The 25,562-nt window shown below is 63.5% G+C and carries 28 protein-coding genes and 1 pseudogene; 19 read left to right on the top strand and 10 right to left on the bottom strand.

What is annotated here, in order from left to right; genetic code table 11:
• Positions 1-61: 61 nt before the first annotated feature.
• The 11 genes from merR to B9N72_RS13190 all read left to right on the top strand — a co-directional run bounded on the left by merR (position 62) and on the right by B9N72_RS13190 (position 8,379).
• On the top strand, positions 62-460 hold the full coding sequence (gene merR / locus B9N72_RS13140) for an Hg(II)-responsive transcriptional regulator (protein WP_085276330.1): 399 nt from the start codon (positions 62-64) through the stop codon (positions 458-460).
• A gap of 133 nt (positions 461-593) precedes the next feature.
• Positions 594-989, top strand: a complete 396-nt coding sequence (locus B9N72_RS13145) for a hypothetical protein (protein WP_085276331.1) — start codon at positions 594-596, stop codon at positions 987-989.
• Positions 990-1,007: 18 nt separating this feature from the next.
• Positions 1,008-1,379 (top strand): hypothetical protein, encoded by a 372-nt coding sequence (locus tag B9N72_RS13150; protein WP_085276332.1) that lies wholly within the window; start codon positions 1,008-1,010, stop codon positions 1,377-1,379.
• Between the two features lie 424 nt (positions 1,380-1,803).
• Positions 1,804-2,799, top strand: a complete 996-nt coding sequence (locus B9N72_RS13155; RefSeq protein ID WP_085276333.1) for a DNA-binding protein — start codon at positions 1,804-1,806, stop codon at positions 2,797-2,799.
• Positions 2,800-2,833: 34 nt separating this feature from the next.
• On the top strand, positions 2,834-3,235 hold the full coding sequence (locus B9N72_RS13160; RefSeq protein WP_085276334.1) for an antitoxin Xre-like helix-turn-helix domain-containing protein: 402 nt from the start codon (positions 2,834-2,836) through the stop codon (positions 3,233-3,235).
• Positions 3,236-3,296: 61 nt separating this feature from the next.
• Positions 3,297-3,743 (top strand): hypothetical protein, encoded by a 447-nt coding sequence (locus tag B9N72_RS13165; RefSeq protein ID WP_085276335.1) that lies wholly within the window; start codon positions 3,297-3,299, stop codon positions 3,741-3,743.
• 307 nt (positions 3,744-4,050) lie between these two features.
• Entirely contained in the window at positions 4,051-5,751 is a 1,701-nt protein-coding gene (gene ureC, locus B9N72_RS13170; protein ID WP_085276781.1) for an urease subunit alpha, read from the top strand.
• Between the two features lie 196 nt (positions 5,752-5,947).
• Positions 5,948-6,445 (top strand): urease accessory protein UreE, encoded by a 498-nt coding sequence (gene ureE / locus B9N72_RS13175; protein ID WP_085276782.1) that lies wholly within the window; start codon positions 5,948-5,950, stop codon positions 6,443-6,445.
• Positions 6,442-7,125: an urease accessory protein UreF gene (locus tag B9N72_RS13180; protein ID WP_085276783.1), complete on the top strand. Its 684-nt coding sequence runs from the start codon at positions 6,442-6,444 to the stop codon at positions 7,123-7,125. The genes ureE and B9N72_RS13180 overlap by 4 nt, the downstream gene beginning before the upstream one ends.
• 41 nt (positions 7,126-7,166) lie before the next feature.
• Positions 7,167-7,802 carry an urease accessory protein UreG gene (ureG, locus tag B9N72_RS13185; protein ID WP_085276784.1) on the top strand — a complete coding sequence of 212 codons (636 nt, stop codon included), beginning with the start codon at positions 7,167-7,169 and terminating at the stop codon, positions 7,800-7,802.
• Positions 7,795-8,379, top strand: coding sequence for a HupE/UreJ family protein (locus B9N72_RS13190; RefSeq protein ID WP_085276785.1), 585 nt, complete (start codon positions 7,795-7,797; stop codon positions 8,377-8,379). Before ureG ends, B9N72_RS13190 begins: the two co-directional genes overlap by 8 nt.
• Before the next feature lie 77 nt (positions 8,380-8,456).
• Here the strand turns inward: B9N72_RS13190 and B9N72_RS21440 are convergent.
• Positions 8,457-8,579 (bottom strand): annotated as a pseudogene (locus B9N72_RS21440) (IS30 family transposase); the annotation flags it as partial.
• Positions 8,580-8,611: 32 nt separating this feature from the next.
• Here B9N72_RS21440 and B9N72_RS13195 point away from each other — a divergent pair.
• Positions 8,612-9,523: a TPM domain-containing protein gene (locus B9N72_RS13195; RefSeq protein ID WP_085276786.1), complete on the top strand. Its 912-nt coding sequence runs from the start codon at positions 8,612-8,614 to the stop codon at positions 9,521-9,523.
• A gap of 312 nt (positions 9,524-9,835) precedes the next feature.
• On the opposite strand, the gene B9N72_RS13200 is transcribed toward B9N72_RS13195, so the two are convergent.
• The 5 genes from B9N72_RS13200 to B9N72_RS13220 all read right to left on the bottom strand — a co-directional run bounded on the left by B9N72_RS13200 (position 9,836) and on the right by B9N72_RS13220 (position 14,965).
• On the bottom strand, positions 9,836-11,191 hold the full coding sequence (locus B9N72_RS13200) for an MFS transporter (RefSeq protein WP_085276787.1): 1,356 nt from the start codon (positions 11,189-11,191) through the stop codon (positions 9,836-9,838).
• Between the two features lie 83 nt (positions 11,192-11,274).
• Positions 11,275-11,979 (bottom strand): fumarylacetoacetate hydrolase family protein, encoded by a 705-nt coding sequence (locus tag B9N72_RS13205; RefSeq protein WP_085276788.1) that lies wholly within the window; start codon positions 11,977-11,979, stop codon positions 11,275-11,277.
• Positions 11,980-12,021: 42 nt separating this feature from the next.
• The gene (gene maiA / locus B9N72_RS13210) at positions 12,022-12,678 is read right to left on the bottom strand and encodes a maleylacetoacetate isomerase (RefSeq protein ID WP_085276789.1); all 657 of its coding nucleotides are present in this window, start codon (positions 12,676-12,678) and stop codon (positions 12,022-12,024) included.
• Positions 12,679-12,690: 12 nt separating this feature from the next.
• On the bottom strand, positions 12,691-13,884 hold the full coding sequence (locus B9N72_RS13215; RefSeq protein ID WP_085276790.1) for a 3-hydroxybenzoate 6-monooxygenase: 1,194 nt from the start codon (positions 13,882-13,884) through the stop codon (positions 12,691-12,693).
• A 37-nt stretch (positions 13,885-13,921) separates the two neighbouring features.
• Positions 13,922-14,965: a cupin domain-containing protein gene (locus B9N72_RS13220; RefSeq protein WP_085276791.1), complete on the bottom strand. Its 1,044-nt coding sequence runs from the start codon at positions 14,963-14,965 to the stop codon at positions 13,922-13,924.
• A gap of 174 nt (positions 14,966-15,139) precedes the next feature.
• Between B9N72_RS13220 and B9N72_RS13225 the strand changes: the two genes are divergently transcribed.
• Positions 15,140-16,048: a LysR family transcriptional regulator gene (locus B9N72_RS13225; protein ID WP_085276792.1), complete on the top strand. Its 909-nt coding sequence runs from the start codon at positions 15,140-15,142 to the stop codon at positions 16,046-16,048.
• Between the two features lie 3 nt (positions 16,049-16,051).
• Here the strand turns inward: B9N72_RS13225 and B9N72_RS13230 are convergent, their stop codons facing one another.
• Positions 16,052-16,954 (bottom strand): LysR family transcriptional regulator, encoded by a 903-nt coding sequence (locus B9N72_RS13230; protein ID WP_085276793.1) that lies wholly within the window; start codon positions 16,952-16,954, stop codon positions 16,052-16,054.
• Positions 16,955-17,061: 107 nt separating this feature from the next.
• Between B9N72_RS13230 and B9N72_RS13235 the strand changes: the two genes are divergently transcribed.
• Complete coding sequence (locus tag B9N72_RS13235) at positions 17,062-17,769, top strand: DsbA family protein (RefSeq protein ID WP_085276794.1); 708 nt, start codon at positions 17,062-17,064, stop codon at positions 17,767-17,769.
• Positions 17,770-17,902: 133 nt separating this feature from the next.
• Positions 17,903-18,514, top strand: a complete 612-nt coding sequence (locus tag B9N72_RS13240; RefSeq protein WP_085276795.1) for an NAD(P)-dependent oxidoreductase — start codon at positions 17,903-17,905, stop codon at positions 18,512-18,514.
• Positions 18,515-18,693: 179 nt separating this feature from the next.
• Here B9N72_RS13240 and B9N72_RS13245 read toward each other — a convergent pair whose 3' ends face one another.
• Both B9N72_RS13245 and cadR read right to left on the bottom strand, forming a co-directional pair.
• The gene (locus tag B9N72_RS13245; protein ID WP_085276796.1) at positions 18,694-20,400 is read right to left on the bottom strand and encodes a ClcB-like voltage-gated chloride channel protein; all 1,707 of its coding nucleotides are present in this window, start codon (positions 20,398-20,400) and stop codon (positions 18,694-18,696) included.
• 66 nt (positions 20,401-20,466) lie between these two features.
• Positions 20,467-20,955 carry a Cd(II)/Pb(II)-responsive transcriptional regulator gene (cadR, locus tag B9N72_RS13250; protein ID WP_085276797.1) on the bottom strand — a complete coding sequence of 163 codons (489 nt, stop codon included), beginning with the start codon at positions 20,953-20,955 and terminating at the stop codon, positions 20,467-20,469.
• 80 nt (positions 20,956-21,035) lie between these two features.
• Here cadR and B9N72_RS13255 point away from each other — a divergent pair, with 80 nt between their 5' ends.
• The 3 genes from B9N72_RS13255 to B9N72_RS21770 all read left to right on the top strand — a co-directional run bounded on the left by B9N72_RS13255 (position 21,036) and on the right by B9N72_RS21770 (position 23,734).
• Positions 21,036-23,360: a heavy metal translocating P-type ATPase gene (locus B9N72_RS13255; protein WP_085276798.1), complete on the top strand. Its 2,325-nt coding sequence runs from the start codon at positions 21,036-21,038 to the stop codon at positions 23,358-23,360.
• A gap of 105 nt (positions 23,361-23,465) precedes the next feature.
• Positions 23,466-23,606 (top strand): hypothetical protein, encoded by a 141-nt coding sequence (locus tag B9N72_RS21445; RefSeq protein WP_234985979.1) that lies wholly within the window; start codon positions 23,466-23,468, stop codon positions 23,604-23,606.
• Positions 23,603-23,734: a double zinc ribbon domain-containing protein gene (locus tag B9N72_RS21770; protein ID WP_407681303.1), complete on the top strand. Its 132-nt coding sequence runs from the start codon at positions 23,603-23,605 to the stop codon at positions 23,732-23,734. The genes B9N72_RS21445 and B9N72_RS21770 overlap by 4 nt, the downstream gene beginning before the upstream one ends.
• Positions 23,735-23,886: 152 nt before the next feature.
• Here B9N72_RS21770 and B9N72_RS13265 read toward each other — a convergent pair whose 3' ends face one another.
• The gene (locus tag B9N72_RS13265; RefSeq protein ID WP_327078295.1) at positions 23,887-24,381 is read right to left on the bottom strand and encodes an Lrp/AsnC family transcriptional regulator; all 495 of its coding nucleotides are present in this window, start codon (positions 24,379-24,381) and stop codon (positions 23,887-23,889) included.
• A gap of 115 nt (positions 24,382-24,496) precedes the next feature.
• On the opposite strand from B9N72_RS13265, the gene B9N72_RS13270 reads away from it, so the two are divergent.
• On the top strand, positions 24,497-25,528 hold the full coding sequence (locus B9N72_RS13270) for a histone deacetylase family protein (RefSeq protein ID WP_085276800.1): 1,032 nt from the start codon (positions 24,497-24,499) through the stop codon (positions 25,526-25,528).
• Positions 25,529-25,562 lie beyond the last annotated feature (34 nt).

Below are 25,562 nucleotides of genomic sequence, written 5' to 3' on the forward strand. Positions count from 1 at the left end.
ACTCACCTTGATAGTGTTACTATAAATTCCGTACTAAGGTACGGAATCAAGGGGTATTTTGATGGTAGCAGACCTGACGATCGGCAAGTTGGCGGATGCGGCAGGAGTCAATGTCGAGACGATCCGTTATTACCAGCGGCGTGGTCTGCTGGATGAACCTGCCAAGCCGCAGGGAGGTCATCGGCGCTACACGACAGATCAGGTGAAACGGATACGCTTCATCAAGCGGGCACAAGCACTGGGCTTCACGCTGACCGAAGTCAGCGGGCTCCTTCAGTTGAATGGGGGGTGCGCCTGTGCGGAAACGCAGGCACTGGCTCTCCGTAAGCTGGCGCTGATCGAACAGAAGATCGCCGACCTGGCCGCCATGCGGGATGTCTTGGGCGGGCTGGTACAACAGTGCCATGCGGGCGATGGCGAGACCTCATGCCCGATCATCGATGTGCTGGCACGAGAGTGAGTACAGGTAGACGATTTTCAGCTCGCTGTTGACTAACCACATGGACCTCGCCCAATTCGGCATGACTCCGTCCCGAAAACAGAGTGTCAAAACGGCATAGCCGCTTTAACCAATCAAGACGAAAGAACACGTAATGAACGAAACAGCCATCACTACTGTCGTCAACCATAACGAATGCTATGCACTGAAAAATGGGACCTTGGTGGAAATTGCATGCCCCATCGAGATTTACCCAGAACATGCGGATGCACACACCAATATCGTCGCCAATGGCTACGGCCTGGAACTGACGACGGAGCCGGAAACGGGGTGGGCCCAGTCCAGCATTTGCCTGTACCGTGCTTTTGACCGCGCCCTGCAGAAAGGTAAACCGTTATATTACATTGAGATTTTTGGTCAGAGTTCCTTGTTTGCCACACTGGTCGCTAATACCTTCCTTGAGCTACTGGAAGTGCTCCGTGTGGCCCAGCCCTTGACCGATCTCATCGGTAAGGAGCTAACCGCAGGCATTCATGACCTTTCGCAATAAGCAGGAAAAGCGGCATCCATGGGCTATAAATTTGAGCACTCTGACTGGGCAGCGGCTGACGGCTGGATCAAGTCGTCCAAGCGATTGCCCGACATGGGCGAGGAAGTATGGGTAGCCCGCTGGCTAACCGGCATCCACATGAAATACGAGGTGATCAAGGATCAGATGCTTAACCCGAGTATTTTTTTGCAGGATGCGTCGAGCCATGGGCTGACGTTTTACTGGCAGCCGGTAATCGGTGCCTCGGCGCCAGCGAGTCCACCCTTGCCAGACTCGTTGCCCAAGACATGGGCTGAGCAGTATCTGGAGTGGCTGAACTGCGATGAAGCGAGCGCTCTCGCCAATACCATGGAGATAGTGCGGCGCTTGATGGCCCGACTGGAGAAATAGCTATGCATGCCCATTGTCCGCGGAGCTGTTCCGGTGGCGGAGCGAATCGGCAAAGTGCGTTGTCGGTGGGCCAGTTGATGAGGCTCAGCATAGATGCCCAGAAGAGGGTCGAAGAAGCGGCTGGTGCCATGCGGTGCAGCTACTGCGGCTGTGTCCACATCGCCGATGGCGATACCCGTCAGGCTATCGGAACACTGGATGGAGGCGTATCGGGATCGGGCTGGTATTCGACCATGTGACATAGTTACGAACTAGGCAGTACACCGCCATGCGGTGGGGAGCCAGGTAGTTTTTAGGCTAAGGCGTGATAAGTCCTGATTATCACGCCTTATTTTGTGCCAGAATCACCTTGAAATTGCCGGGCTATTGGTATGTATTTACATGGTACGTACCACAGTACGAAATTCGAGTCAGAGGTGGCATCATGGCCAGAGCCGGCATCTACAAGTCCGAAGTCCAAAAAGCGCGTGATGCCTTGCTGGCACAAGGCATCAACCCCTCAATCGACGCGGTGCGCGCCGAGCTAGGCAATACCGGCTCGAAGACCACGATCCACCGCTATCTGAAAGAGCTCGAGGAGGAGGAAGGCGCCGGCTTCGGCCGCGGCGTCGCCGTCAGTGAGGCCATCCAGGACCTGGTCGGGCGGCTCGCCGCACGGCTGCACGAAGAGGCCGAGGCGCGCGTCAGCGAGCTTCAAGCTCGCCATGTCGAGCAGCTCGCGCAGCACGACAAGGCGGTGGCCAAGCTGAAACAGGAAATAGAAGGGCTCAGCAGCCACTTGCAGCGTACCGAAGCCACCCTGCAGACCGAGCAAGCGGCGCACGAGCAAACCCGCCAAGCACAGCAGGCCGCCACACTGTTGAATGCCCAACTCGAACAACAGGTAGCCGACCTCAAGGAGCGACTGGCCGAAAACGCAGCACATCGGCAATCGCTCGAAGACAAGCACCGCCACGCGCGCGAAGCGCTCGAACACTACCGCGAGTCGGTCAAGGAGCAGCGCGAGCAGGAGCAGCGCCGGCACGAACAGCAGGTGCAGCAGCTGCAGGCCGAACTGCGTACGCTGAACCAGACGCTGATCGTGAAGCAGAACGAGCTGACTCACGCCTACCAGGACGCGGCCCGTACCGGTGCCGAGCTGGTGGCCACCCGCAAGGAGCTACGCCGCAGCGAGCAGGCAGCGGAGAACGCTGGCAAGGCACGCGACGTGCTTCAGGGGCACGCCACTCATCTGGAGACGAGTGTTGCTACACTGAACGAACGTCTACAGCAGCTCAGTGCCAGTCGCGACGAGCTGTGGCAACTACTCCAAGGCAAATCTGAATCGGTCATCCCTAACACGCAGGGCAACGAGGGTGAGATCACTATGGATCTGTTTAACGGCGCGGACCGCGCCATCGATCCAAACGGTAAGCCGTAAAAAAAAAAAACGACATGATCGAAGGGAGACGAGAATGCAAGGGACGGTGTGTGAACTGGTGAAGGCGGGGCCCGCGATGCAGGTAGCTGCTATTCGCCAAGGTTTGTCCACGGCGGACTTGGCCGCCGTGCAGGAAGACTTGGGGTTGCCGCTCGAGGAGCTGTGCGTGGTCATTGGCGTGGCGGAGCGAACATTCACACGCCAACTTACCAAAGAAGGACGGCTTGATTCAGCCGCCAGCGAGCGGCTGTTACGCTTGGTGACACTGGTGGGCGAAATGCAAACAGCGCTGGGTAGCAAGGAACGGGCTGTCGAATGGCTGACGTGCCATCACGACGAGCTGGAATGCCGGCCGATCACGCTGGTGGATACGGCGATCGGCACCGCACAAGTGCGGCGGATCATCCGTGCAATAGAACATGGACTGCCGGTGTGATCGGCGGAGCCAAGTCCATGCCCCGGCAGGGGCAAGCTGATGACCCTATCTGGATATGCCGATGCTGATCTTTTTGGACACCGAGTTCACCGACTTCATCGACTGTGAGCTGATCAGCATCGGCATGGTTGGCGAAGACGGCAGGCACGAACTGTACCTGGAAGTGCAGGATTTCGACCGATCGAAGTGCAATGCCTTCGTCCAATCGGCCGTATGGTCGCAGCTCGGCCGCATCGAGGAGGCCATCGTACGCAAGGTGGACGTGCAAGCCCGGTTGCGAGACTGGTTTGCCACGCTGCCGCGCAGCGTGACGATCGCCTGTGACTCTCAGCATGATCGCGACCTGCTGGCCGATGCGTTAGATGGCGAGTGGCCGAACAACCTAGCCGGATGGTTCGACCTGCGGCCCCTGATTGACACCGGGGTCTTCGACCGAGCGGTTGCGAATACCACACGAAGGCACGCCCCTGGCACCATGCTTTGTACGACGCCCAAGCCCATCGGGTAGGCTGGTTGGCCTGGATGGATCAGCGCCGGCGCGATAAATGAAAGCGTGACGGCGGTTCTTCGACTGCTAACCGCATTATTTATTCGCTACAACTGCAAAAAATCTATGGGTTTTGCTGAATATTTAATACGTTCGAACTCAAGTTGCACATCGAAACCCACCCCCACGATAAGCCCTGATCTGCTGTCCTAGCATATTTCATGTAAATCCATATAAATCAATGATTTACTGTGTTTCGTGGGGGAATTTTGGCTTCATCCCGGTGATACCCCGTGTACGGCTTCCAGGGCAAGGTGATGGGGGCACTATGAAAATCAGCAGACAAGCCTACGCCGAGATGTTCGGCCCCACCGTCGGCGACAAGGTGCGTCTCGCCGACACCGAGCTGTGGGCCACGGTGGAGCAGGACTACACCGTCTACGGGGAAGAGGTCAAATTCGGCGGCGGCAAGGTGATCCGCGACGGCATGGGCCAGGGGCAAAGGTTGGCCGAAGACGTGGCCGACACCGTCATCACCAACGCCCTGATCCTCGACCACTGGGGCATCGTCAAGGCCGACCTCGCGTTGAAGAACGGCCGCATCGCCGCCATCGGCAAGGCCGGCAACCCGGACATCCAGCCCGGCGTCGACATCGTCATCGGCGCCGCCACCGAAATCATCGCCGGCGAAGGCATGATCGTCACCGCCGGCGGCATCGACACCCACATCCACTTCATCTGCCCGCAGCAGATTGAAGAAGCGCTGATGTCCGGCGTCACCACCATGATTGGCGGCGGCACCGGCCCGGCCACCGGCACCAATGCCACCACCTGCACGCCGGGGCCGTGGCACATGGCGCAGATGCTCAAGGCCGCCGAAGCCTTCCCGATGAACCTCGGCTTCACCGGCAAGGGCAATGCCAGTCTGCCGGAACCGCTCAGGGAACAGGTGCGTGCCGGGGCCATCGGCCTCAAGCTGCACGAAGACTGGGGAACCACCCCGGCGGCGATCGACAACTGCCTCACCGTGGCCGACGAGATGGACGTGCAGGTGGCCATCCACACCGACACGCTCAATGAATCCGGCTTCGTCGAAGCCACGCTGGCGGCGTTCAAGGGCCGCACCATCCACACCTACCACACCGAGGGCGCCGGTGGCGGCCACGCGCCGGACATCATCAAGGCCTGCGGCGAACTCAACGTGCTGCCGAGCTCTACCAACCCGACGCGGCCGTACACCGTCAACACCATCGACGAACACCTCGACATGCTGATGGTGTGCCACCACCTCGACCCCGCCATCGCCGAGGACGTGGCCTTCGCCGAGAGCCGCATTCGGCGCGAGACCATCGCCGCCGAAGACATCCTGCACGACCTGGGCGCTTTTGCCATGATGTCGTCGGATTCCCAGGCCATGGGCCGCGTCGGCGAAACCATCCTGCGTTGCTGGCAGACCGCCGATAAGATGAAGCGCCAGCGCGGCCCGCTGGACGGCGACGCCTCCGGCAACGACAACGCCCGCATCAAGCGTTACCTCGCCAAATACACCATCAACCCGGCCATCACCCATGGCATTGCGCACGAAGTCGGCAGTATCGAAGTCGGCAAGCTGGCCGACCTGGTGCTGTGGAAACCGATGTTCTTCGGCGTCAAGCCGAGCCTGATCCTCAAGGGCGGCATCATCGCCGCCGCCGCGATGGGCGACGCCAACGCCAGTATCCCGACGCCGCAGCCGGTGCACTCCCGGCCGATGTTCGGCAGCTACGGCGGAGCCATCGCCGCGGGCAGCGTTACCTTCGTCTCGCAGGCGGCGCTTTCGGCCAACGTGGGGGAGACCTTGGGGCTCAAGAAGCGGCTAGTGGCGGTCAAGGGCTGCCGCACCGTCAAGAAGACCGACCTGATCCACAACGACTACCTGCCCAAGATCGAGGTCGACCCGCAGAACTATCAGGTCAAGGCCGACGGCCAACTGCTGTGGTGCGAGCCGGCCGACGTGCTGCCGATGGCGCAGCGCTACTTTCTGTTCTGATGTATCGGGAGCCTCAAAAAACCGTCGTGAGCGGTTCGAGTGCAAGGCACCCGGAGCGCAGCGACTGAGATAGTACAAATGGTACAGCGAGGGAGCCTGTGGCTGGGCGAGTTGCAAGGCAACTCGCCCAGCCAACCGCGCAATACCGCAATCGACCCGCGCAACAGGTTTTTCGAGGTTACCTGAGGAGACGATCATGCTGGTTATCACCCGACGCGCCGACGACCCCAGCCACTGGGACGCCGAACTCGTCATGAGCTTCGAGCTGCGCAGCAAGAGCCGGCTGCGCACCACCGCGAGTAGCGGCGAGGACGTCGGGCTGTTCCTGGAGGCCGGCCAGCCGCTGCGCCACGGCGAAGTGCTGCAGGCCGAGGACGGCCGCCGCGTGCGCATCGTCGCCGCGCCCGAGGCACTGCTGCACGTGACCTGCGCCAACCCGCGCGAGCTGTGCCGCGCCGCCTACCACCTGGGCAACCGCCACGTCCACCTGGAAGTGGGCGAGGGCTGGTTGCGTCTGCTGGACGACGAGGTGCTGGCGCAGATGCTGCTGCAACTCGGTGCCCTGGTCGAACGCCTCTCGGCGCCGTTCAACCCCGAGCACGGTGCCTACGGCGGTGGCCATCATCACTCGCACGGCAAGGAAGCGGCCTTTCAGTACGCACCCAAGCTGCACCAGTACGGGCAGGGCACATGAACGGTGGACTCGTGTTGCTGCAACTGCTGCGCCTGGCCAGCCCCGGGCTGCCGATCGGCGCCTACAGCTACTCGCAGGGTCTGGAAAGTGCGCTCGATCTCGGCTTGGTGACTGATGCCGAGAGCGCTCGCTGCTGGCTTTACGACGTGCTGCACGGGCCGCTCAGCTGCTTCGAGGCCGCGCTGCTGGCGCAAGCCTGCCGTGCGCTGGTCGCCGGCGACGAGGCACGGCTTGTCGCCATCAACCAGCGCCTGCTCGCCAGCCGCGACAGCCGCGAACTGCGGCAGGAAACCGAGCAGATGGGCTACTCGCTGCGCCAGCTGCTCGCCACCCTGCCGGAGAGCCAAAGCCGACCCTGGCCGTCCATCCTGGCCGACGCCCCCGTGGCGGTGCCGGTGGCGTGGGCGGTGGCGGCACGCACGCTGGGGTTGGCCGAAGACCCCGCCGTGTCCGGCTACCTGTGGGGCTGGCTGGAGAACCAGATCATGGTGCTGCTCAAGGCGATGCCGATGGGGCAGACCGCGGGCCAACAACTGCTGTCGGCCCTGCTGCCGGAACTGGCCGTCGCCGTGAAAACGGCATGCGAACTAACCGACGACGAACTGAGCAATTTCGCCCCGGGCCTCGCCTGGGTGGCGATGAAACACGAAACGCAGTACAGCCGGCTGTTCCGCTCGTGATGCGGATTGGGAACGGCCCGGTAAATCTTAAGGATAACATCATGCAAAAAGCCCCGCTGCGCGTCGGGATCGGCGGTCCGGTCGGTTCCGGCAAGACCCATCTCACCTGGGCGCTGTGCAAGGCGCTACGCGATATCTATAATGTCGCCGCCGTTACCAATGACATCTATACCCAGGAAGACGCCCAATTCCTGGTGAAGAATGAAGCGCTGTCGCCCGACCGGATCATCGGCGTGGAAACCGGCGGCTGCCCGCATACGGCGATCCGCGAAGACGCCTCGATCAACCTCGAAGCCGTGGCGCGGCTCAACGCCCGCCACCCCGGTCTCGACGTGATCTTCATCGAGAGCGGCGGCGATAATCTGGCCGCCACCTTCAGCCCGGAACTGTCCGACCTGACGATCTACGTCATCGACGTCTCGGCCGGCGACAAGATTCCGCGCAAGGGCGGGCCGGGCATCTGCAAGTCCGATCTCCTGGTGATCAACAAGATCGATCTCGCGCCGCTGGTCGGTGCCTCGCTCGAGGTGATGGACCGCGACGCCAAAAAGATGCGCGGCGAGCGGCCGTTCGTGTTCTCCAATCTCAAGAGCGGTCAGGGGCTGCAGGACATCATTCGCTTCATCGAAGACAAAGGCATGTTGACACTTAACAAGGAAGGAACCACCCATGCGTAAACACACCCTCATTCCGGCGGCACTGCTGCTGGCCCTGAGCACCGCCGCCCAGGCACACACCGGCCACGGTGCCAGCGGTCTGGAAAGCGGCTTTGTCCACCCGTTCTCGGGCCTGGACCACCTGCTGACGATGCTGGCCGTTGGCCTCTGGTCGTGGCAGATCGGCGGCACCGCGCGCTGGCAAGGCCCGCTGACCTTCATGCTGATGCTGGCCGTGGGCGGCGCGCTGGGCTGGGCCGGCCTTGCCGTGCCGGGGCTGGAAACCGGCATCGCCGCCTCGGTGGTGGCCACCGGCCTGCTGGTCGCCTTCGCCACGCAACCCGGCCGCACCGCCGCACTCGCCGTGATCGGTGTCTTCGCCGTGCTGCACGGCATGGCGCATGGCCTGGAAATGCCGGGCAACGCCTCGGGCCTGGCTTACGCCGCCGGCTTCGTGCTGGCCTCCGGCCTGCTGCACGCCGCCGGTCTGCTCTTGGGCGCCGGCCAGGCGCGCGTACGCGCCAGCCGCCTCTTGGTGCGCGGTGCCGGCGTGGCGATCTCGGCCACCGGCGTGGCTCTCTTGGGTGGCTGGGTCTGAGTCTGAGTCTGGTCAAACCGGAACACAAACGCCCCATGAAAATGGGGCGTTTTGTTTTATAACTGGAAGGGGCGGATTCAACCGGCAGCTGCAATATTTTGGTGAAATCGTTCGGATGGTGTGTCGTAGTTTAGTGTTTTCCTTGGGCGCTCATTCAATTTCCGCATCACTGCATTGAGCTTGGCTTGCGACAGGCCTGACGTCAGGCCGTTAGCCTTTTTAAGGAAAGATCATGGCAATTTTCAGAGTGTTTGCACTTGTCTTCACATTTTTTGTCGCTGCTTCAGTCCAGGCAGAAGATAAAGCAAGCTCGCCTGCCATTATCGACTCCGCACATGTGCTGACGAGTGATCAAGTTTCCGAACTTGACACGCTTATATCTCATCACAACCGGTCAAGCCCCGAATACATTCGCCTGATCGTAGTGCCCCGACTCCCACCGAATACCACCATTGAAGACTACTCAAATTCAATCCTTCAGAACGATCTTTCCACCCCTGGTGCAAGCCCATATCGCGCACTATTCGTTGTGGATATGGATGACAGGAAGTTCATTATTGATACGACGCCCTCCGTCAGGTCGACCCTGCCCGATGAATTTGTTCATGAAATAATCGGAAACGTCATTGAGCCACAATTCCGAGCAGGACAGTTTTTTTCTGGAATTAAAGGTGGCCTAATCGCAATCGCTTCGAAGTTGAATGATGACAGGCGCGTAATGGAAAATTCAGTAGCAAAAATTACCAAATTGTCATGCTCGGGCGGTGGCTGCATGGCCGCCATCGAATCCACTGACAGACGCATAATGTTGATCTGGGGCTCTTTAATAGGTAATTCCGAAGATGGATTCATGGCCGCCTGGATTGATGCGCAGGATGGTGATGCAAAGTATGGACATGAATACAGCCTCATCAGCTCCAACGGTAACACTCTGGAAATTGGTGTTTTGGAGAGCCCAGAGTTTACAAAAAAAGAAAACATCAAAAAAAGCAACGGGCGACGAATTATAACCGCCACCAGAGATGCAAGTGGGGTGTATTCGTTCATCCCCTTGGAGCTAATGGGTATAGGTAAGATTCTAATGAAGAAATCACCGGTAGAGCCCGATAAATTCTTAGTCGGTGGACCCACTCTGAATCCGTAGAGTGAACACAGAACTCAAAGCCGACGTCTTACGAGGGAGCCGACCCGCCCCCCCCTAAACAGCCCTCCCCGAAACTTGGTAAAGCTCGTTTTGCACAGAGTCACGGCGCTCAGAGCCACGCCAGTTTGTAATGGTTTTAGCAGCATGGTGTTCTCGGTGTTTGCCAATCAAGCCATGCCCGGGTGCGGACACCCGGGCATGAGAAGGATCACTAGCGTCAAGTTCAGACGGTCTCAGTGATCTGGGGCTTGAAGGTCGAGCAAGCCTCACCGGCCGGAGATGGCGCTACGGCAGGGTAAGCGGCTTCTCGCATCACGAGGCCAGTGAGCTGGCGGTAGTGGTTTGCACTGCGGCATGCGCCTCGACCCGGCTCTTGACCCGCCCCAGCGAGCCGATCGCCACCGCCGCGATCAGCGCCGGCACCGCCAGCAGGCTCAGGATCACGCCCATGTCGAGCTGCATCGACATCAGCCAGCCGCCGGACAGCGACCCCACCACCGAGCCGCAACGGCCCACGGCGTTGGCGTAGCTCACCCCGGTAGCGCGGTTGCTGGTCGGATAGAACGCCGCGGCCAGGGCGTTGGCCCCCACCTGCGAGCCGCTGACGCAGAAGCCCACACCGAATACCGCCAGGACCAGCAGCCAGAGCTGACCGGCGCTGGCACCGCACAGGGTCACGAAGACGGCGCCGATCACGTAGGTAATCGCCAGGGTACGGCAGGCGCCGAATCGGTCCATCAGGCGCCCCAGCAGAATGGCCCCGAGGGTGCCGCCGATCTGGAAGGTGGCGGTGACCCACGAGGCGCGGCTCAGGCTGGCGCCGGTGTTGTGCAGCAGGGTCGGCAGCCAGCTCGAGATCAGGTAGATGATCAACAGGCTCATGAAGAAGCTCACCCACAGCAGCACGGTGCCGAAGGCGAACGGGGCGCGGAACAGCTCGCGGATGGGCGCCTGGTCGCTGGCTTCATGCGCGGTCAATTCCGGGTGGGACGACTGCCCCAGCGACAGGCGCGCTACCACGGCGTCGATCGTGGCCTGCGGACGGCGCTTCAACACCAGGAATCGCAGTGATTCCGGCAGGCTGCGCAGCAGTAACGGCACCAGCAGCAGGGGCAGTACACCGCCGAGGAACAGCACGCCGCGCCAGCCGAAGCTGGCCAGAATCTGCGCCGAGGCCAGACCGCCCAGTGCCGAACCCACGGTGAAGCCGCAGAACATCAGCGTGACCAGGCTGGAGCGCCGCGTGCCCGGGCAATACTCGGAGGTCAGCGTGATGGCGTTGGGCATGGCGCCGCCCAGGCCCAGGCCGGTGAGAAAGCGCAGCACGATGAGCCAGGTGAGGTCCGGCGCTGCGGTCGAGGCCAGGCTGGCCAGACCGAAGAAGGTCACGGACAGCACCAGGATGGTCTTGCGCCCGACCCGGTCAGCCAGCGGGCCGAACAGCAGGGCGCCGGCCATCAGGCCGAACAGGCCGGCGCCGAACAGCGGAGCGAGCGCCGCCGCCGTCAAATGCCATTCCTCGCGGATGGCGGGGGCGATGAAGCCGATGGCGGCGGTGTCGAAGCCGTCGACCGCCACCACCAGAAAACAGAGCCAGAGAATGCCGCGTTGCAGCCGAGAAAACGGCAGGGCATCGATGAAGTGCTGGACGTCCAGAGAGGCGCGCATGGGTTATCTCCTATGTAGTGTGCTGGGCGGCGTGTCGTGCACGCCGCTTCCGTTTTGTTGTGGTGCGAATGCGGGATGACGGATCAGTCCACCTTGACGGTGATCGGGGCCAGGCCGTCGACGCGGGCCACCATGGTTTGGCCGCGCTCGACCGCGCCGACGCCTTCCGGTGTGCCGGTGAAGATCAGGTCGCCCGGCTGCAGCTCGAACAGGGTGGACAGGTTGGCGATGGTCTCGCTCACTGACCAGATCAGGTGGGTCAGGTCGCTCTTCTGACGGGTTTCGCCGTCGACGGTCAGCACGATCTCGCCGCGGGTGATCTCGCCGACCCGGTCGCGTGCGCTGAGGACGCCGATCGGGGCGGAGTAGTCAAACGCCTTGCCCACTTCCCACGGGCGGCCCATCTCGCGCATCTTCATCTGCAGGTCACGGCGGGTCATGTCGAGGCCGACGGCGTAGCCGAAGATGTGGTTGATCGCATCTTCCACGGCAATGTTCTTGCCGCCCTTGCCGATGGCTACCACCAGCTCGATCTCGTAGTGGTAGTTGCTGGTCTGGGCCGGGTAGGGGATGGTCACGGTTTCACCGGCGGCCACCGGCACGACCGATTCCGGATCGTTCGGCTTGCAGAAGAAGAACGGCGGCTCGCGGTCGGGATCGAAACCCATCTCGCGGGCGTGGGCGGCGTAGTTGCGGCCGACACAGTAGACGCGACGGACCGGGAACTGGTCGGAGGTGCCGGCCACTGGCAGGCTGACGGTGGCAACGGGGGCAAACAGGTAGTTCATGGTGGTCTCTTCCTGATTTCGTGTGGGTGGGGGTAATCGGGTTCAAGCCGTGGCCGGCTGCGGCGCGTCGGGCTGCACCGCCGGGGCGGCGCGGCGGAACGCGTCGAGCTCGGCGCAGGCGCGGTCCACGGCGACGATGTTCGGGTAGGGCGACAGGTCCACGCCGAAGCGGCGTGCGCTCTCGACCTGCGGCACCAAGTACACGTCGGCCAGCGTCGGCGTGTGGCCGAAGCAGAAGTCGCCACGTTTGCCGTCGGCCGCGAGCAGGGCTTCCAGAGCGCCGAAACCGGCCTCGATCCAGGTCGCGCACCAGGCGAGTACTGCGGTTTCGTCGCAACCCAACTGATGGCGCAGGTACTCCAGCACGCGGCGGTTGTTGAGCGGATGGATGTCGCAGCCGACCAGCGCCGCCAAGGCGCGTACGCGGGCGCGGTCGTCGGCATTCACCGGCAACAGTGCCGGAGTCGGGTAGCGCTCTTCCAGCCACTCGATGATGGCGGGCGACTGGATCAGCGTGTGCCCGCCCTCCACCAGCGCCGGCACCAGCCCCTGCGGGTTGAGCGCCTTGAACGCCTCGCCCAGGTGCTGCTCGCTGCGCAGGTCGACCGGCAGATACTCATAGTCGAGACCCTTCAGGTTCAGCGCGATGCGCAGGCGGTATGAAGTGCCGCTGCGGAAGAAGTTGTAGAGCTTCAGCATGTCGTTCCCCCCTCAGCCGTGTGCCAGGCAGTTGTCGGCGTTCCAGCCGTACAGCCATTCCATGGCGTCGTAGAAGCGTTCCGCACTGCGGCCTTTCCACAGCTCGTTGCGCACCAGCCGCTCCACGCCCTTGGCGTGGAAGAGGCGGCCCATTTCGCGGGCGGAGAGCACGATGCGCGCGGTGCGGGCGATGCGGGAGCGCTGGTAGAGCTCGAACGCCTTGATGAAGTCGTTGCCGTTGACGCGCAGCGCTTCGCCCAGCGTCACGGCGTCTTCCAGCGCCATGCAGGCGCCCTGGGCCAGGTATTGCAGCGTCGGGTGAGCGGCATCGCCCAGCAGCGTGACGCGGCCGAAGGACCAGATGTCGATCGGTTCGCGGTCGGCGGTGGCCCAGCGCTTCCAGTTCTTGGGCAGCTCGATCAACTGGCGCGCCTTGGGGCAGATGCCCTGGAAGTAGCTCTGTACCTCTTCCGGGCTGCCTTCGGTGACGCCCCATTCTTCCTTGTCGCGGCTGTGGAAGGTCACCACCACGTTGTACTGCTCGCCGCCGCGCAGCGGGTAGTGCACCAGGTGACAGTTCGGGCCGACCCAGATGCTGGCGGCGTTCCACTGCAGGTTTTCCGGGAAATCCTTCTTGTCGATCACGGCGCGGTACACCACGTGGCCGGAGACGCGCGGGGGATCGTTGACGAACTGCTTGCGCACCACCGACTTGACGCCGTCGGCACCGATCAGGGCGATGCCGCGATAGGCGTTGCCGTGCTGGTCGTAGACGGTGACGCCATCCGCATCCTGTTCCACGCGCTCGACATGCGTCCCGGTCAGAAACTCGACGCGGCCGGTTTCCTGGGCGCCTTCCAGCAGCGACAGATGCACGTCGACGCGGTGGATCACGGCGTAGGGGTTGCCGAAGCGCTGGCGGAACGCCTCGCCGGTGGGGATGCGGCCGACCAGGGTTTCGTCGAGCGCGTCGTGCATCACCATTTCGTCGGTGTAGACGGCGCGGCTGCGTGCCTTGTCGCCGATGCCCAGCGCATCGAAAGCGTGGAACGCGTTGGGGCCGAGCTGGATGCCGGCGCCGATCTCGCCGATCTGCGGCGCCTGCTCCAGCACTTTGACGCTGAAGCCTTGGCGCACCAGGGCCAGGGCGGCGGCCAGGCCGCCGATGCCGCCACCGGCGACGATAACGGGTAGGGTCTGTGTCATGTCTGTCTCCTCAGGGTGTCTGACTCGGCTGAAAGCGTCAGCCACGGTGGCGGACTTCGTAGAGTCCCAGCTTCTTGTGCAGGGGGGCTTCGTCGGCGATGAAGACGAAGGCCGGGGTGTCGGCAGAACCGTTCTGCAGCGTCACCGGGGCGAAACCCGGGGCGCAGCAGGTGTCGGCTTCGGCCAACGTGAAGGTCTTGCCGTCGATCTCGGCCGTGGCGGCGCCTTCGATGAGGTGGAACACCGCGGCGGGCGAACGCGCCGGCAGCGCGAGCGTTTCGCCCGGGCGCAGCATCAGCGCCGAGAAGCCGAGGATGTTCTGGCAATCGCCGCCGGTTTCCGGATTGACGTAGGCCACCTGCACCGCTTCGCCGGCTGGCTGCCGCTCGGCCAGGGCGAGCAGGGCAACGCGCACATCGGCCCAGGGATAGCGCAGCATCGGGTAGCGCGGCGCGTTACGGCTGAAAATCGGGGAGGGCGCCACGCCGCCGCGCAGGTAGGCGCGCTCGCTGCCTTCGCCGCTGATGGTTTGCGGGACGCCTTCCTCGACGTAGGAGGCTTCCATGTAATAGACCAGCGGCAGGTCGAGCACATCGAGCCACACCACCGGGGCATCGCCGTCATGGCCGTGCTCATGCCACAGGCCGGTCGGGGTGAGGATCAGGTCGCCGCGCTGCATCGGGCATTTTTCGCCGTCCACCGTGGTGTAGGCGCCTTCGCCCTCGACGATCATGCGCACCGCGTTCGGGGTGTGGCGGTGCGACGGCGCGATCTCGCCCGGCAGCAGCAACTGCATGCCGAGGTAGATGGCGGAGCTCGCCTGCATCTTCTCCAGGCCGTGGCCGGGGTTGGCCAGCACCAGCACGCGGCGTTCGGCTTTTTCGATTGGGGTGAGTTCGCCGGCCTGCATCAGCAGCGGGCGCAGTGCCTCGTAGTGCCAGCAGGTAGGCTGAGTGCGCGGACGCGGCTGGCCCGGGGGCAGCACGGCGCGCAGGCTGGGCCACAGCGGCACCAGGTTCTGGGCGCCGAGGGCAGCGCGGTAATCGGCGGGCAGATCGTCGAGTCGACCGAGTTCCAACATGAGCTGTCTCCATACGTGTGGGCCTGGCGCCAAGTCGGATTCGAAACTCCTGATCCAACTCAAGGCGTTCAAGGCCTTGTTGTGATGGCTCTCAATGTAGTGAGCGGTCGACATTCGGTCCATGCAATGGTATCAATGGACGTCATTCGAAAAACGAATAGTTCCGGAGGGGAAATGCAGACAGCGGACGTGCGCCTGCTGCAGGTGTTCGACGAGATTTACAAGACGCGCAGCGTCACGCGCGCCGCGGACAATCTGGGTCTGGGACAGCCGGCCGTCAGTATCGCGCTGGCGAAGCTGCGCGAGCATTTCGACGACCCGCTGTTCGTGCGCATCGCCAACGGCATGGAGCCGACACCGATGGCGCGCGAGCTGGAGCGCGCGGTGCGCCAGGCGCTGGATGCGCTGGACCTGGTGTTCGGCCACCGCATCGATTTCGATCCGGCCAGTTCCGAGCGCACCTTCTGTATCAGCATGACTGACATCAGCCAGCTGGTGCTGCTGCCCAAACTGTGGGCGCATCTGCGCAAGACCTCACCCGGCGTGCACATCGACATCGTGCCGCTGTCGGCTGAAACGCCGCGCATGCTGGAAACGGGCGAGGCGGATCTGGCGCTGGGCTTCATGCCGCAGCTGGAAGCCGGCTTCTACCAGCAATCGCTGTTCCGCCAGCGCTACGTGTGCGTGGCCAGCACCGACCACCCGCGCATCCGGGACGAGCTGACCCTGGCGCAGTTCGAAACCGAAGAGCACGCCGTGGTCACCTCCTCAGGCACCGGCCACCTGATCCTGGATCGGGAAATCGCCCGCCAGGGCATCACCCGCCACATCGCGCTGCGCGTGCCGAACTACCTGGGCATCGCCTTCGTCGTCGAGCAGACCGACATGCTGGTGATGATTCCCGAGCGGCTGGCGCAGGTATTGGAAGGGCGTGGCCGTTTCAAGGTGTTCCCGGTGCCGTTCGAGCTGCCTGACTACGCCGTCAAGCAGCACTGGCACGAGCGCTACCATCACGATCCGGGCAACCGCTGGCTCAGGCGGGTGATTTCCGAGCTGTTGTCGGCCGCGACGCCCGCAGCCTGAATCTCAACTTTCCTGCCACATCGCGTCGCCGGCAAACGACTCCGCCAGGAAATCCAGCATGGTGCGCAGTGTCGCCGGCATGTGCCGGCGCGAGGCATAGACCGCGTAGATGCCCATGTCGCGCGGTTGGTAGTCGCCAAGCACGGCCACCAGCTCGCCCGTATCGAGCAAGGGCGCGGCCGCCTGCAGCGGCTGCATGGTGATGCCGACGCCCTGGCGCGCCGCTTCCAGTAGGGCGGCGGTTTCGTTGGCGCTGACGTTGCCGCCCACCGGCACCGAGACCGGCTGCCCGTCGCGGGAAAACGCCCACAGGCTCTTGCCGAAGTAGGAATAGGTCAGGCAGTTGTGCAGCGCCAGCTGCTCGGCGCGCTGCGGCGTGCCGTGCTGTTGCAGATAGCCGGGCGAGGCGCACACCACCGAGCGGCACAGCCCCAGCTTGCGCGCGATCAGGTTGGGATCGAGGTCGTTGGTGATGCGGATGGCCAGATCGATCCCTTCCTCCACCAGGTTCACCGAGCGGTTCAGCAGCTGCATGTCGACCGCAGTGGCGGGATAGCGCTTGACGTAATCCGCCACCGCCCGCGCCAGGTAAGACTGCCCCAGCCACACGCTGCAGGTCAGGCGCAGGATGCCGCGCGGCGCGGCCTCGGGGGCGGTGACGGCGGCCTGTATCTCGTCCTCCAGCGCCAGCATCTGGCGGCAACGCGGCAGCATTTCGCTGCCGGCCGAGGTCAGGCTCAGCTTGCGCGTGGTCCGGTGCAGCAAGCGGGCGCCTGCCCACTCCTCCAGTTCCGCCAGGTAGCGCGACACCATGGCACGCGACATGTCCAGGCTGTCGGCGGCGTGGGACAGGCTGCCGCGTTCCGCCACTTCGACGAATACGCGCATGGCTTTCAATCGATCCATGATTTGCTCGATTCATGCAACAAACTGATCGCCATTATGCGGTTTTTTGTACCGTTCCGAACCATTACCATGCAGCCCATACCGATATTCGCCGCAAGGACATACTCATGAGCACGACCGTACTGCATTACCTCTACGACCCGCTGTGCGGCTGGTGCTACGGCGCCGCGCCGCTGGTCGAAGCCGCCCGCGCCATCCCGGGACTGCGCGTGGAGCTGCACGGTGGCGGCATGATGAGTGGTGCCAACCGCCAGCCGGTGAGCGCGGCGCTGCGCAACTACGTGATGCCGCACGACCACCGCATCGCCGCCCTGACCGGGCAAGCGTTCGGCGAGGCTTACTTCGACGGCCTGTTGCGTGACACGGGTGCGGTATTCGACTCCACGCCGCCGACCACGGCCATTCTCGCCGCCGAAGCGCTCGGCGGCCGCGGCGCCGATTTGCTCAAGCGCATCCAGATCGCCCACTACGTCGAAGGGCGCCGCATTGCCGACACCGACGTGCTGGGCCAGCTGGCGATCGACATCGGCCTCGACCCGGCAGACTTCGCCGCCGAGTTCGCCCGCCAGGAAGGCGCAGCGACCCAGGCCCATATCGCCGCCAGCCGTCACTTGCTGGGTCAGGTCGGCGGGCGGGGCTTCCCGACCTTCGCGTTGCAACAAGGCGATGTGCTGACGCAGCTCGATGCCGGCCGCTTCTTCGGCCAACCTTCCGCCTGGCGGAGCTACCTCGAACGGCAGGGACGGCCAACGTTGGCCGAAGCCCCCGCGGCGGAGGCCCAGCCAGGCTGTGCCAACGGCAGCTGTGCCATTTGAGCGGATTCGAGCTCGCCGCAGGATAGGTGAAGCGCAGCGCAAGCCATCGAGGCTACCAGCGGAACCTTCTCGTTAGTTACCCCCTTTTCGCCGTGTCCGACGTGACACGGCATGACCCCTCAAGGAGAACACCATGAACGTCGTCATCATCGGCATCAGCGGCCGCGTCGGCTCGCGTCTCGCCACCGAACTGCTGCAACGCGGCCACCAGGTCACCGGCATCGCCCGCGATATCGGCAAGGTGGAGCCCCGTGCCGGCGTGACGCTGAAGCAGGCCGACGCTACCGATCCGGCCACCCTGGCTCCGCTCCTGGCCGGCCACGATGCCGTGATCAGCGCCTCGATGTTCCTGTCGAGCAACGCCGCCAGCCTGATTTCGGCGGTCAAGCAAGCCGGCGTGCCGCGCCTCTTGGTGGTCGGCGGCGCCGGCAGCCTGGACGTCGCTCCCGGCGTGCAGTTGATCGACACCCCGGAATTCCCCGCGATCTACAAGGCCGAGGCGAGTGCCGGTCGCGACTTCCTGAATGCCCTGCGCGGCGAATCGGCGCTGGACTGGACTTTCCTGTCCCCGTCCGCGCTGTTCGAACCGGGCGAGCGCACCGGCCAGTTCCGCATCGGTGCCGATGAACTCCTGATCGACGCCCAGGGCAAGAGCTGGATTTCGATGGAAGACTACGCCATCGCGCTGGCCGACGAACTGGAAACGCCGAGTCACTCGCGCCGCCGCTTCACCGTCGGCTACTGATCCGTTGGCCGACCGAGTTCTGGCAGCAAAGAGAAAGCCTTGGATCATGCCCAAGGCTTTTTTGCCGCGGAGGCGTGGGAAGCGGACTTGTGTGGCGAAAGGAGCACCGCGTGGCGGAGCGACGACGAGTCGACGTCATGGTCAGGGTGAAATCCTGGCTGTCTCACTTTGCCGAAAAGCTAGCGCCGCGCCAGGATCTGCAGCCTGCCAAGCACCTGGCGCTTGCTGACCACGCCGAGAAAGCGCCGGGCGTCCAGGTTGTCTACCACCGGTATGCGCTCCAGCGGGCACGTGGCGAACAGGGTCCAGGCATCCTTGAGGCTCGCTTGAGCCGGTAAGAGCTCGAAGGCCGTCTCGATGAGCTCTGCGATCGCGTCGCTCTGCCGTTCGGGATGATCGCACAGCAAGGCGGTCAGGCGGTGGATCGAGACCACGCCGACGAAGCGGCCGGCGCTGTCGATGACGTAGAGGTAACGCGTCCGGGTCTGCTGAAAACACGTGTTGGCCTGGGCGACGGTCGTCGACGGCGCCAGATGGGTGGTCACGGGCTCCAGGAGCGACATCAGCTCGGTATCGTGCAGCTCATCGACCCGCGCCAGGTGCGCATGGCGCCGGTTCAGCACGTCGTAGAGCGAATTCGTCCGGATCTTCCGCGAAACGGCGTACGCCAGGATGCTCCCGGCCATGAGCGGCAACAGCAGGCCCGCGTTCATGGTCATTTCGAACACCATCAGTACCGCCATGAGCGGGGCGTGACTCACCGCCGCCATGAAGGCCCCCATGCCAATCAGAGCGATCAGGGTGCCATCGCCCTGGGGCAGCACCGGGTACATCGCCACGGCACCGGCGACAATCGCCCCCAGCGCCGCCCCGATGAACAGCGACGGGGTGAAGATACCGCCCACCGCGCCGGACCCCACGATCAATGCCGTCGCCGCGATTTTCGCCAGCAGCGCCCACGGCACCGGTTCGGACAGCGGATGCCCCTGCAGAATATCGATGATCGGCGCATAGCCATTGCCGCACACCTCGGGGATGAACACGGCGATGGCCCCCATCAATAGACCGCCCAAGGTCATCTTCCACGGCGTCGCGATGGCCAGCCGCTGGAAAGCCTGCTTGCTGTTGTCGAGCACCAGCAGGAACAGCGGCGCCAACAAGCCGGCCAGCAGGCCGATCGGCAAGATCAGCAAGTAGACGCCCAGGCTCGGCACGGCAACGCCCGAGGCGAGGGCGAACGGCGCGTCGTGATGGCCGAAGGCGAGAATCGTCAGCGAGGCGGTGACCGCCGAGGCGAACAACGGCACCAGCAAATCCACGGTGAGGGCGCCCAACACGATTTCGGCAACGAACATGGCCCCCGCCAGCGGCGTGTGGTAGACGGAGGCCAGGCCCGCCGCCGCGCCGCAGGCGGTCATCAGGCGCAGCTGACGCTCGCTGGCCCAGCGCCGCCCGGTCAGCGACCCCGTCACCGCCGCGAGCTGCACCATGGCCCCTTCGCGGCCGATGGAGCCGGCGGAAACGATGGACGCCAGCGAAGACAGGCTGCGCAGCAGGGAGGGCCACAGCGGAAGACGACCGTTTCCGTCCGATACCGCATCCATGTACTCGCCATGCGACGCGCCATGCTTGCGCTGCGCGTACAGCAGGATCAGGCCGGCCAGCCCCCCGCCAAGGGCCGGAACGAACAAGCGCCAGCGCCAGTCGAGCTGCGCCATGATCACGGTGATATCCTGTGCCGAGCCGAACAGCACGCGATCGCCGACATCGATGGCGTGTCGGAACAGGCTGGTCACGCCGGCGGCGAGCATGCCAATCGGTACCGCCAGCAGCAGATTCACGGCGTTAATGTCGAGCCGTCCAATCGAGCGGGAAATGGGCAACATGTAATATGACCAGGCATCTGAGGAAGTGGTTGAGGTGCTGACAGTGGAGCGACGGGGCTGTCCGTATCAGTGTTTGCGCGAGGCAGGAATCGACTCGTGACCGCAGCGACTGCCCGCAACATGGCTCGGCGCTGCTGCAGGAGCATGCCACTCAGCATCGGCCGGCTGGTCAAGTTCACGCAGGATGCCGCAGTCGCGGGTGGCTTGAGCCGTCTGGCAGTGGCCCCGTAGCTCTGCCAATTGCTCTTCGAGCGCCTTGAGCTCGCTTATGCGCGCCTGCACGTGGTGCAGATGGGCATCGATCAGCTCATTGATCGACTCGCAACTGGCGTCGGGTTCAACACGCGCCTGCAGCAGCACGCGAATCTCCTCATGGGTCATATCCAGGGCTCGGCAGCGCCGAATGAACAGCAGTCGCTCCAGGTGGCTGTGGTCGTAGTGCCGGTAGTTGTTGACGCTGTCGCGTAGCGCGGCCGGGAGGAGTCCTTCGCGCTCGTAATAACGCACCGTCTCGACCGGGCAGCCCACCTGTTTTGCCAATTCACCGATTTTCATCTGTTGCCCTTCGCTGCTTGACCCTGTAGCAACTACAGGGTGTTCAATGTGAAGCATACGATGAAAAACGGAGTTTCACCATGGCCGGCTGCTGCGACCACGACCACGATAAACACCCTGCCCAAGGTGAGGGGCCTACCGTCCTGCCTCGCCGCGATGCAAGCCCGAAATATCGTGTGGTGTCGGTGGCGTCCCATAGCCATGAGCATGGCCATAACCATGCTCATGATCCTCATGATCATGCCGGTGGCCAGTGTTGTGCTCCCGTCCCCATGGCTTTTGGTGCTTTGGCTACGCCTGAGGTCGTTGCGGACGGTATTCGAACCTCCATGCGTATCATGCAGATGGATTGCCCCACCGAAGAGGCACTTATCCGCAAGAGGCTGGGTGGGATGGCGTCGGTCAGGAGCCTGGAGTTCAACCTGATGCAGCGCGTGCTGACGGTGGTACACGCCCCCGATGCACTGGGTCCGATCCTGGACGCGGTGCGCTCGCTCGGCTTCCAGCCGGAGGTGCCGGACGACAGAGGGCGACTCGCCGCCGCAGTCGAACCGAAGAAGCCCTGGTGGCCACTAGCGCTGGCCGGCATTGCCGCGCTCGCCTCGGAAGCGGCGAATTGGAGCGGTGCGCCGGACTGGATGGCCGCCGCCTTGGCGATCATCGCTGTCCTGCCCTGCGGCCTGACCACCTATCGGAAAGGGTGGGTGGCGATTCGTCACCGCAACCTGAACATCAACGCCCTCATGAGCATCGCCGTGACCGGCGCACTGTTGTTGGGGCAGTGGCCCGAGGCGGCCATGGTGATGGTGCTGTTCACGCTCGCCGAGCTGATCGAGGCCAAGTCGCTTGACCGTGCCCGCAACGCAATTGAGGGCTTGCTGACGCTCACTCCAGAGAAAGCTACCGTTCAGCAGGCTGATGGTTCGTGGAGGGAAGTCGACTCCGCGACGGTGACAGTCGGCCGCCTCGTGCGAGTGAAGCCGGGGGAACGCATCGGCCTGGATGGCGAGATCGTCAACGGCCGCTCAACGGTGAACCAGGCGCCGATCACCGGCGAGAGCCTGCCGGTGGACAAGGCCGAGGGTGATGCCGTGTTTGCCGGCACCATCAACCAGTCCGGCTCGTTCGACTACCGGGTGACGGCGACGGCCGGCAACACCACGCTGGCGCGCATCATCCACGCCGTCGAACAAGCACAAGGCTCAAAAGCACCGACACAGCGCTTCGTCGACCAGTTCGCCCGCGTCTATACCCCGACCGTGTTCGCCATTGCCCTGACCGTAGCCATGCTGCCGCCCTGGCTGCTGGGCGGCAGCTGGCACGACTGGATCTACAAGGCACTGGTCTTGCTGGTGATCGCCTGCCCCTGCGCGCTGGTGATTTCCACCCCGGTCACCATCGTCAGCGGCCTGGCCGCCGCCGCCCGTCATGGCATTCTGATCAAGGGTGGCAGCTATCTGGAGCAAGGCCGCCTGCTGAAATGGCTGGCGCTCGACAAGACCGGCACCATTACCCATGGCCAACCGCAACAAACCGACTTCGAGCTGCTTGTTGACGTCACAGCGGAACATTGCCGCCGCCTGGCGGCCAGTCTCGCCGGGCGTTCCGATCACCCCGTATCGCAAGCCATCGCCCGCGCGGTCGATGGCGAGGTGGGCGTGCATGATCCGGTTGAGGCCTTCGAGGCGCTGCCTGGTCGCGGTGTACGCGGGGTCATTGGCGGCAAGACGTATTTGTTGGGCAACCATCGCCTGGTGCATGAGCTCGAGCGCTGCTCCCCGTCGATTGAGGCGCGTCTCGACGAGCTGGAACGCCAGGGCAAAAGCGTCGTCATGCTCATCGACGAACACCGGGTACTGGCTTTGTTCGCTGTGGCCGACACGGTCAAGCATTCCAGTCGCGACGCCATCGCCGAACTGCACGAATTAGGCGTCAAGACGGTCATGCTGACCGGCGACAACCCTCACACAGCAGAAGCGATTGCGAAGACAGTGGGCATCGACCAGGCTCGCGGCAACCAGATGCCCGAAGACAAGCGGAAAGCCGTCGAATCCTTCGAAAAAGAAGGCCCGGTGGGCATGGTGGGCGACGGCATCAACGACGCCCCGGCCCTGGCTCGTGCCCACATTGGCTTTGCCATGGGCGCGATGGGCACCGACACGGCGATCGAAACCGCCGACGTCGCCTTGATGGATGACGACTTGCGCAAAATTCCAACCTTTATCCGCCTGTCGCAAGCCACTCGCGCCGTGCTGCTCCAGAACATCACGCTGGCGCTGGGGATCAAGGGCGTATTCCTGGCGCTGACCTTGGGCGGCCTGGGAACGATGTGGATGGCGGTGTTCGCCGACGTGGGCGCGAGCCTGCTGGTTGTCGGGAATGGCTTGAGGCTGCTGCGAAAGTAGCTTGCCGCCTTCAGGTGAAGGGTAAACAGGATAGAGAGGTTGTCATGAGCATCTGGGACAAAATGTTTGGCGGCCACCATGGCGGTGGCCACCACGGAGGTCGCCATGAAGGGAATCATCACGGCGAACACCACGGCAGTCACCATAGTGGAAACTACGGTAATGGCGCACCACCGGGGACTGGCTATGGCAACGGTTTGCAGCCAAATGGAGGTGGAATTGGCTGCCCAAGTTGCCGCGTCATGAATGCGGTCGGGTCTCGGTTCTGCCAGCAATGCGGCACACCGCTCATTCCAGCCGCTTGCCATCAGTGTGGTACCGCATTGCAAGCGGGAGCGAGGTTTTGCGGGCAATGTGGCAAAGCGGCGGCCTGACTCCGTGGCAACGGCCGTAGCATTGGCTTGTACTGCGAATACGCTCATGCACGGCCTGTCTCTGGTTGAGCTGGCATCCAGGCGACTTGGAGCATGCGCTCGTGTGTCTCATTCCCGGCATTCATGTCGAGCAGTCAATCACCACCGACGAGTCAGACCGGCACCGGCAGGCGGCTGGACGATTTGATTTCCCGCAGCGCGAGGCTCGACTGGATCGAGTGAACACCCGGCATTTTGCGCAGCACGTTCTCGACGAAATCGCTGTAGCCATCCAGGTTCTCCGCCACCACCTGCAGCAAGTAGTCGGCCGCCCCTGTGATCTTGTGGCAGGCCAATACCTCAGGACGATCCCGTATCGCTTCCTCGAAGCGATTGGGCGCCTCGTCGGCATGCACGGCAAAGCTCACACTGACGAAGGCCAGTACGTCGTAGCCCAGTTTGCGGCGATCGAGGTTGGCCTGGTAGTCCTTGATATATCCCTCGTCCTCCAACCGTTTGAGCCGGCGCCAGCACGGTGTCACGCTCAGCGACAGCTGTTCGGCCAACTTCGGGTTGGATAGGGCGCCATCCTGCTGCAGCAGGCGCAAGATGGTCCGATCCGTGCCGTCCAACTCATGCCTTGGTTTGTTTGCACTCATTTTGCCCATCTGGTGAGTCGATCTTTCTCAAATACTAGCCAGTCGAGAGTCGACAAAGCAAAACAAATCCCGCTGGAAGATCACATACTGTTCCCGTCATCTTCTTCACCGGACACCCCACATCATGCTGACCATCTACAGCCCCGCCCACCGGCTGCATCACGCCACCGAACTGAAAGACGGCTTGATCAAGCCGTGCTTCGAGATGCCCAGCCGGGCCGATACCATCCTCGCCCGCGTACAGGCGGTCGGCCTCGGCGAGGTGATCACCCCGCGTGATTACGACACCTCCCGCTACGCTCGCGTCCACAGCGAGCGCTACGTACGCTTCCTCGAAAACGCCTGGGCCGAGTGGAGTGCACTGGGCCGCACCCACGATGCCTTGCCGCTGATCTGGCCGGTACGCGATCTGCGCAGCGACATCGAGCCCGAGCACATTGACGGCAAGCTGGGCCTCTACGCCATGGACGCCGGCGTGGCGATCACCGCCGGCACCTGGGAAGCGGTACGCACCAGCGCCAACCTGGCCCTGACCGGCATGGCCGCGCTGGAAGCGGGCGAAGACAGCGCCTTCGCATTGTGTCGCCCGCCTGGCCACCACGCTGCCGCCGAGTACATGGGCGGCTACTGCTATCTGAACAACGCCGCCATCGCCGCCCAGGCCTGCCTCGACGGCGGCGCCAAACGCGTGGCGGTGCTCGACGTCGATTACCACCACGGCAACGGCACCCAGAGCATCTTCTACCACCGCGCCGACGCGATGTTCGTGTCGCTGCACGGCGACCCGAAACAGTCCTACCCCTATTTCCTGGGTCACAAGGACGAGCAGGGCGCCGGCGCCGGGCTGGGCTTCAACCACAACTACCCGCTGCCGCACGGCACAGCCTGGGACGCTTATGGCGCGGCGCTCGCCCACGCCTGCCGCACCATCGCCGCCTATGCGCCGGATGCTGTCGTGGTGTCGCTGGGGGTGGATACCTTCAAGGATGACCCGATCAGCCACTTCCAGCTCGATAACGAGGACTTCCTGCGTATCGGCGAAACCGTCGCTGGCATCGGCCGGCCGACTCTGTTCGTGATGGAAGGGGGCTATATGGTCGACGACATCGGCATCAATGCGGTGAACGTGCTGCGGGGTTTCGAGGCGGCGCGCTGAGCCTGCCGAGCTGCCAGCGGCCGGAGCGAGGGTG

The sequence above is a fragment of the Pseudogulbenkiania subflava DSM 22618 genome (assembly GCF_900177275.1).
In the GTDB taxonomy this organism is placed as follows: domain Bacteria; phylum Pseudomonadota; class Gammaproteobacteria; order Burkholderiales; family Chromobacteriaceae; genus Pseudogulbenkiania; species Pseudogulbenkiania subflava.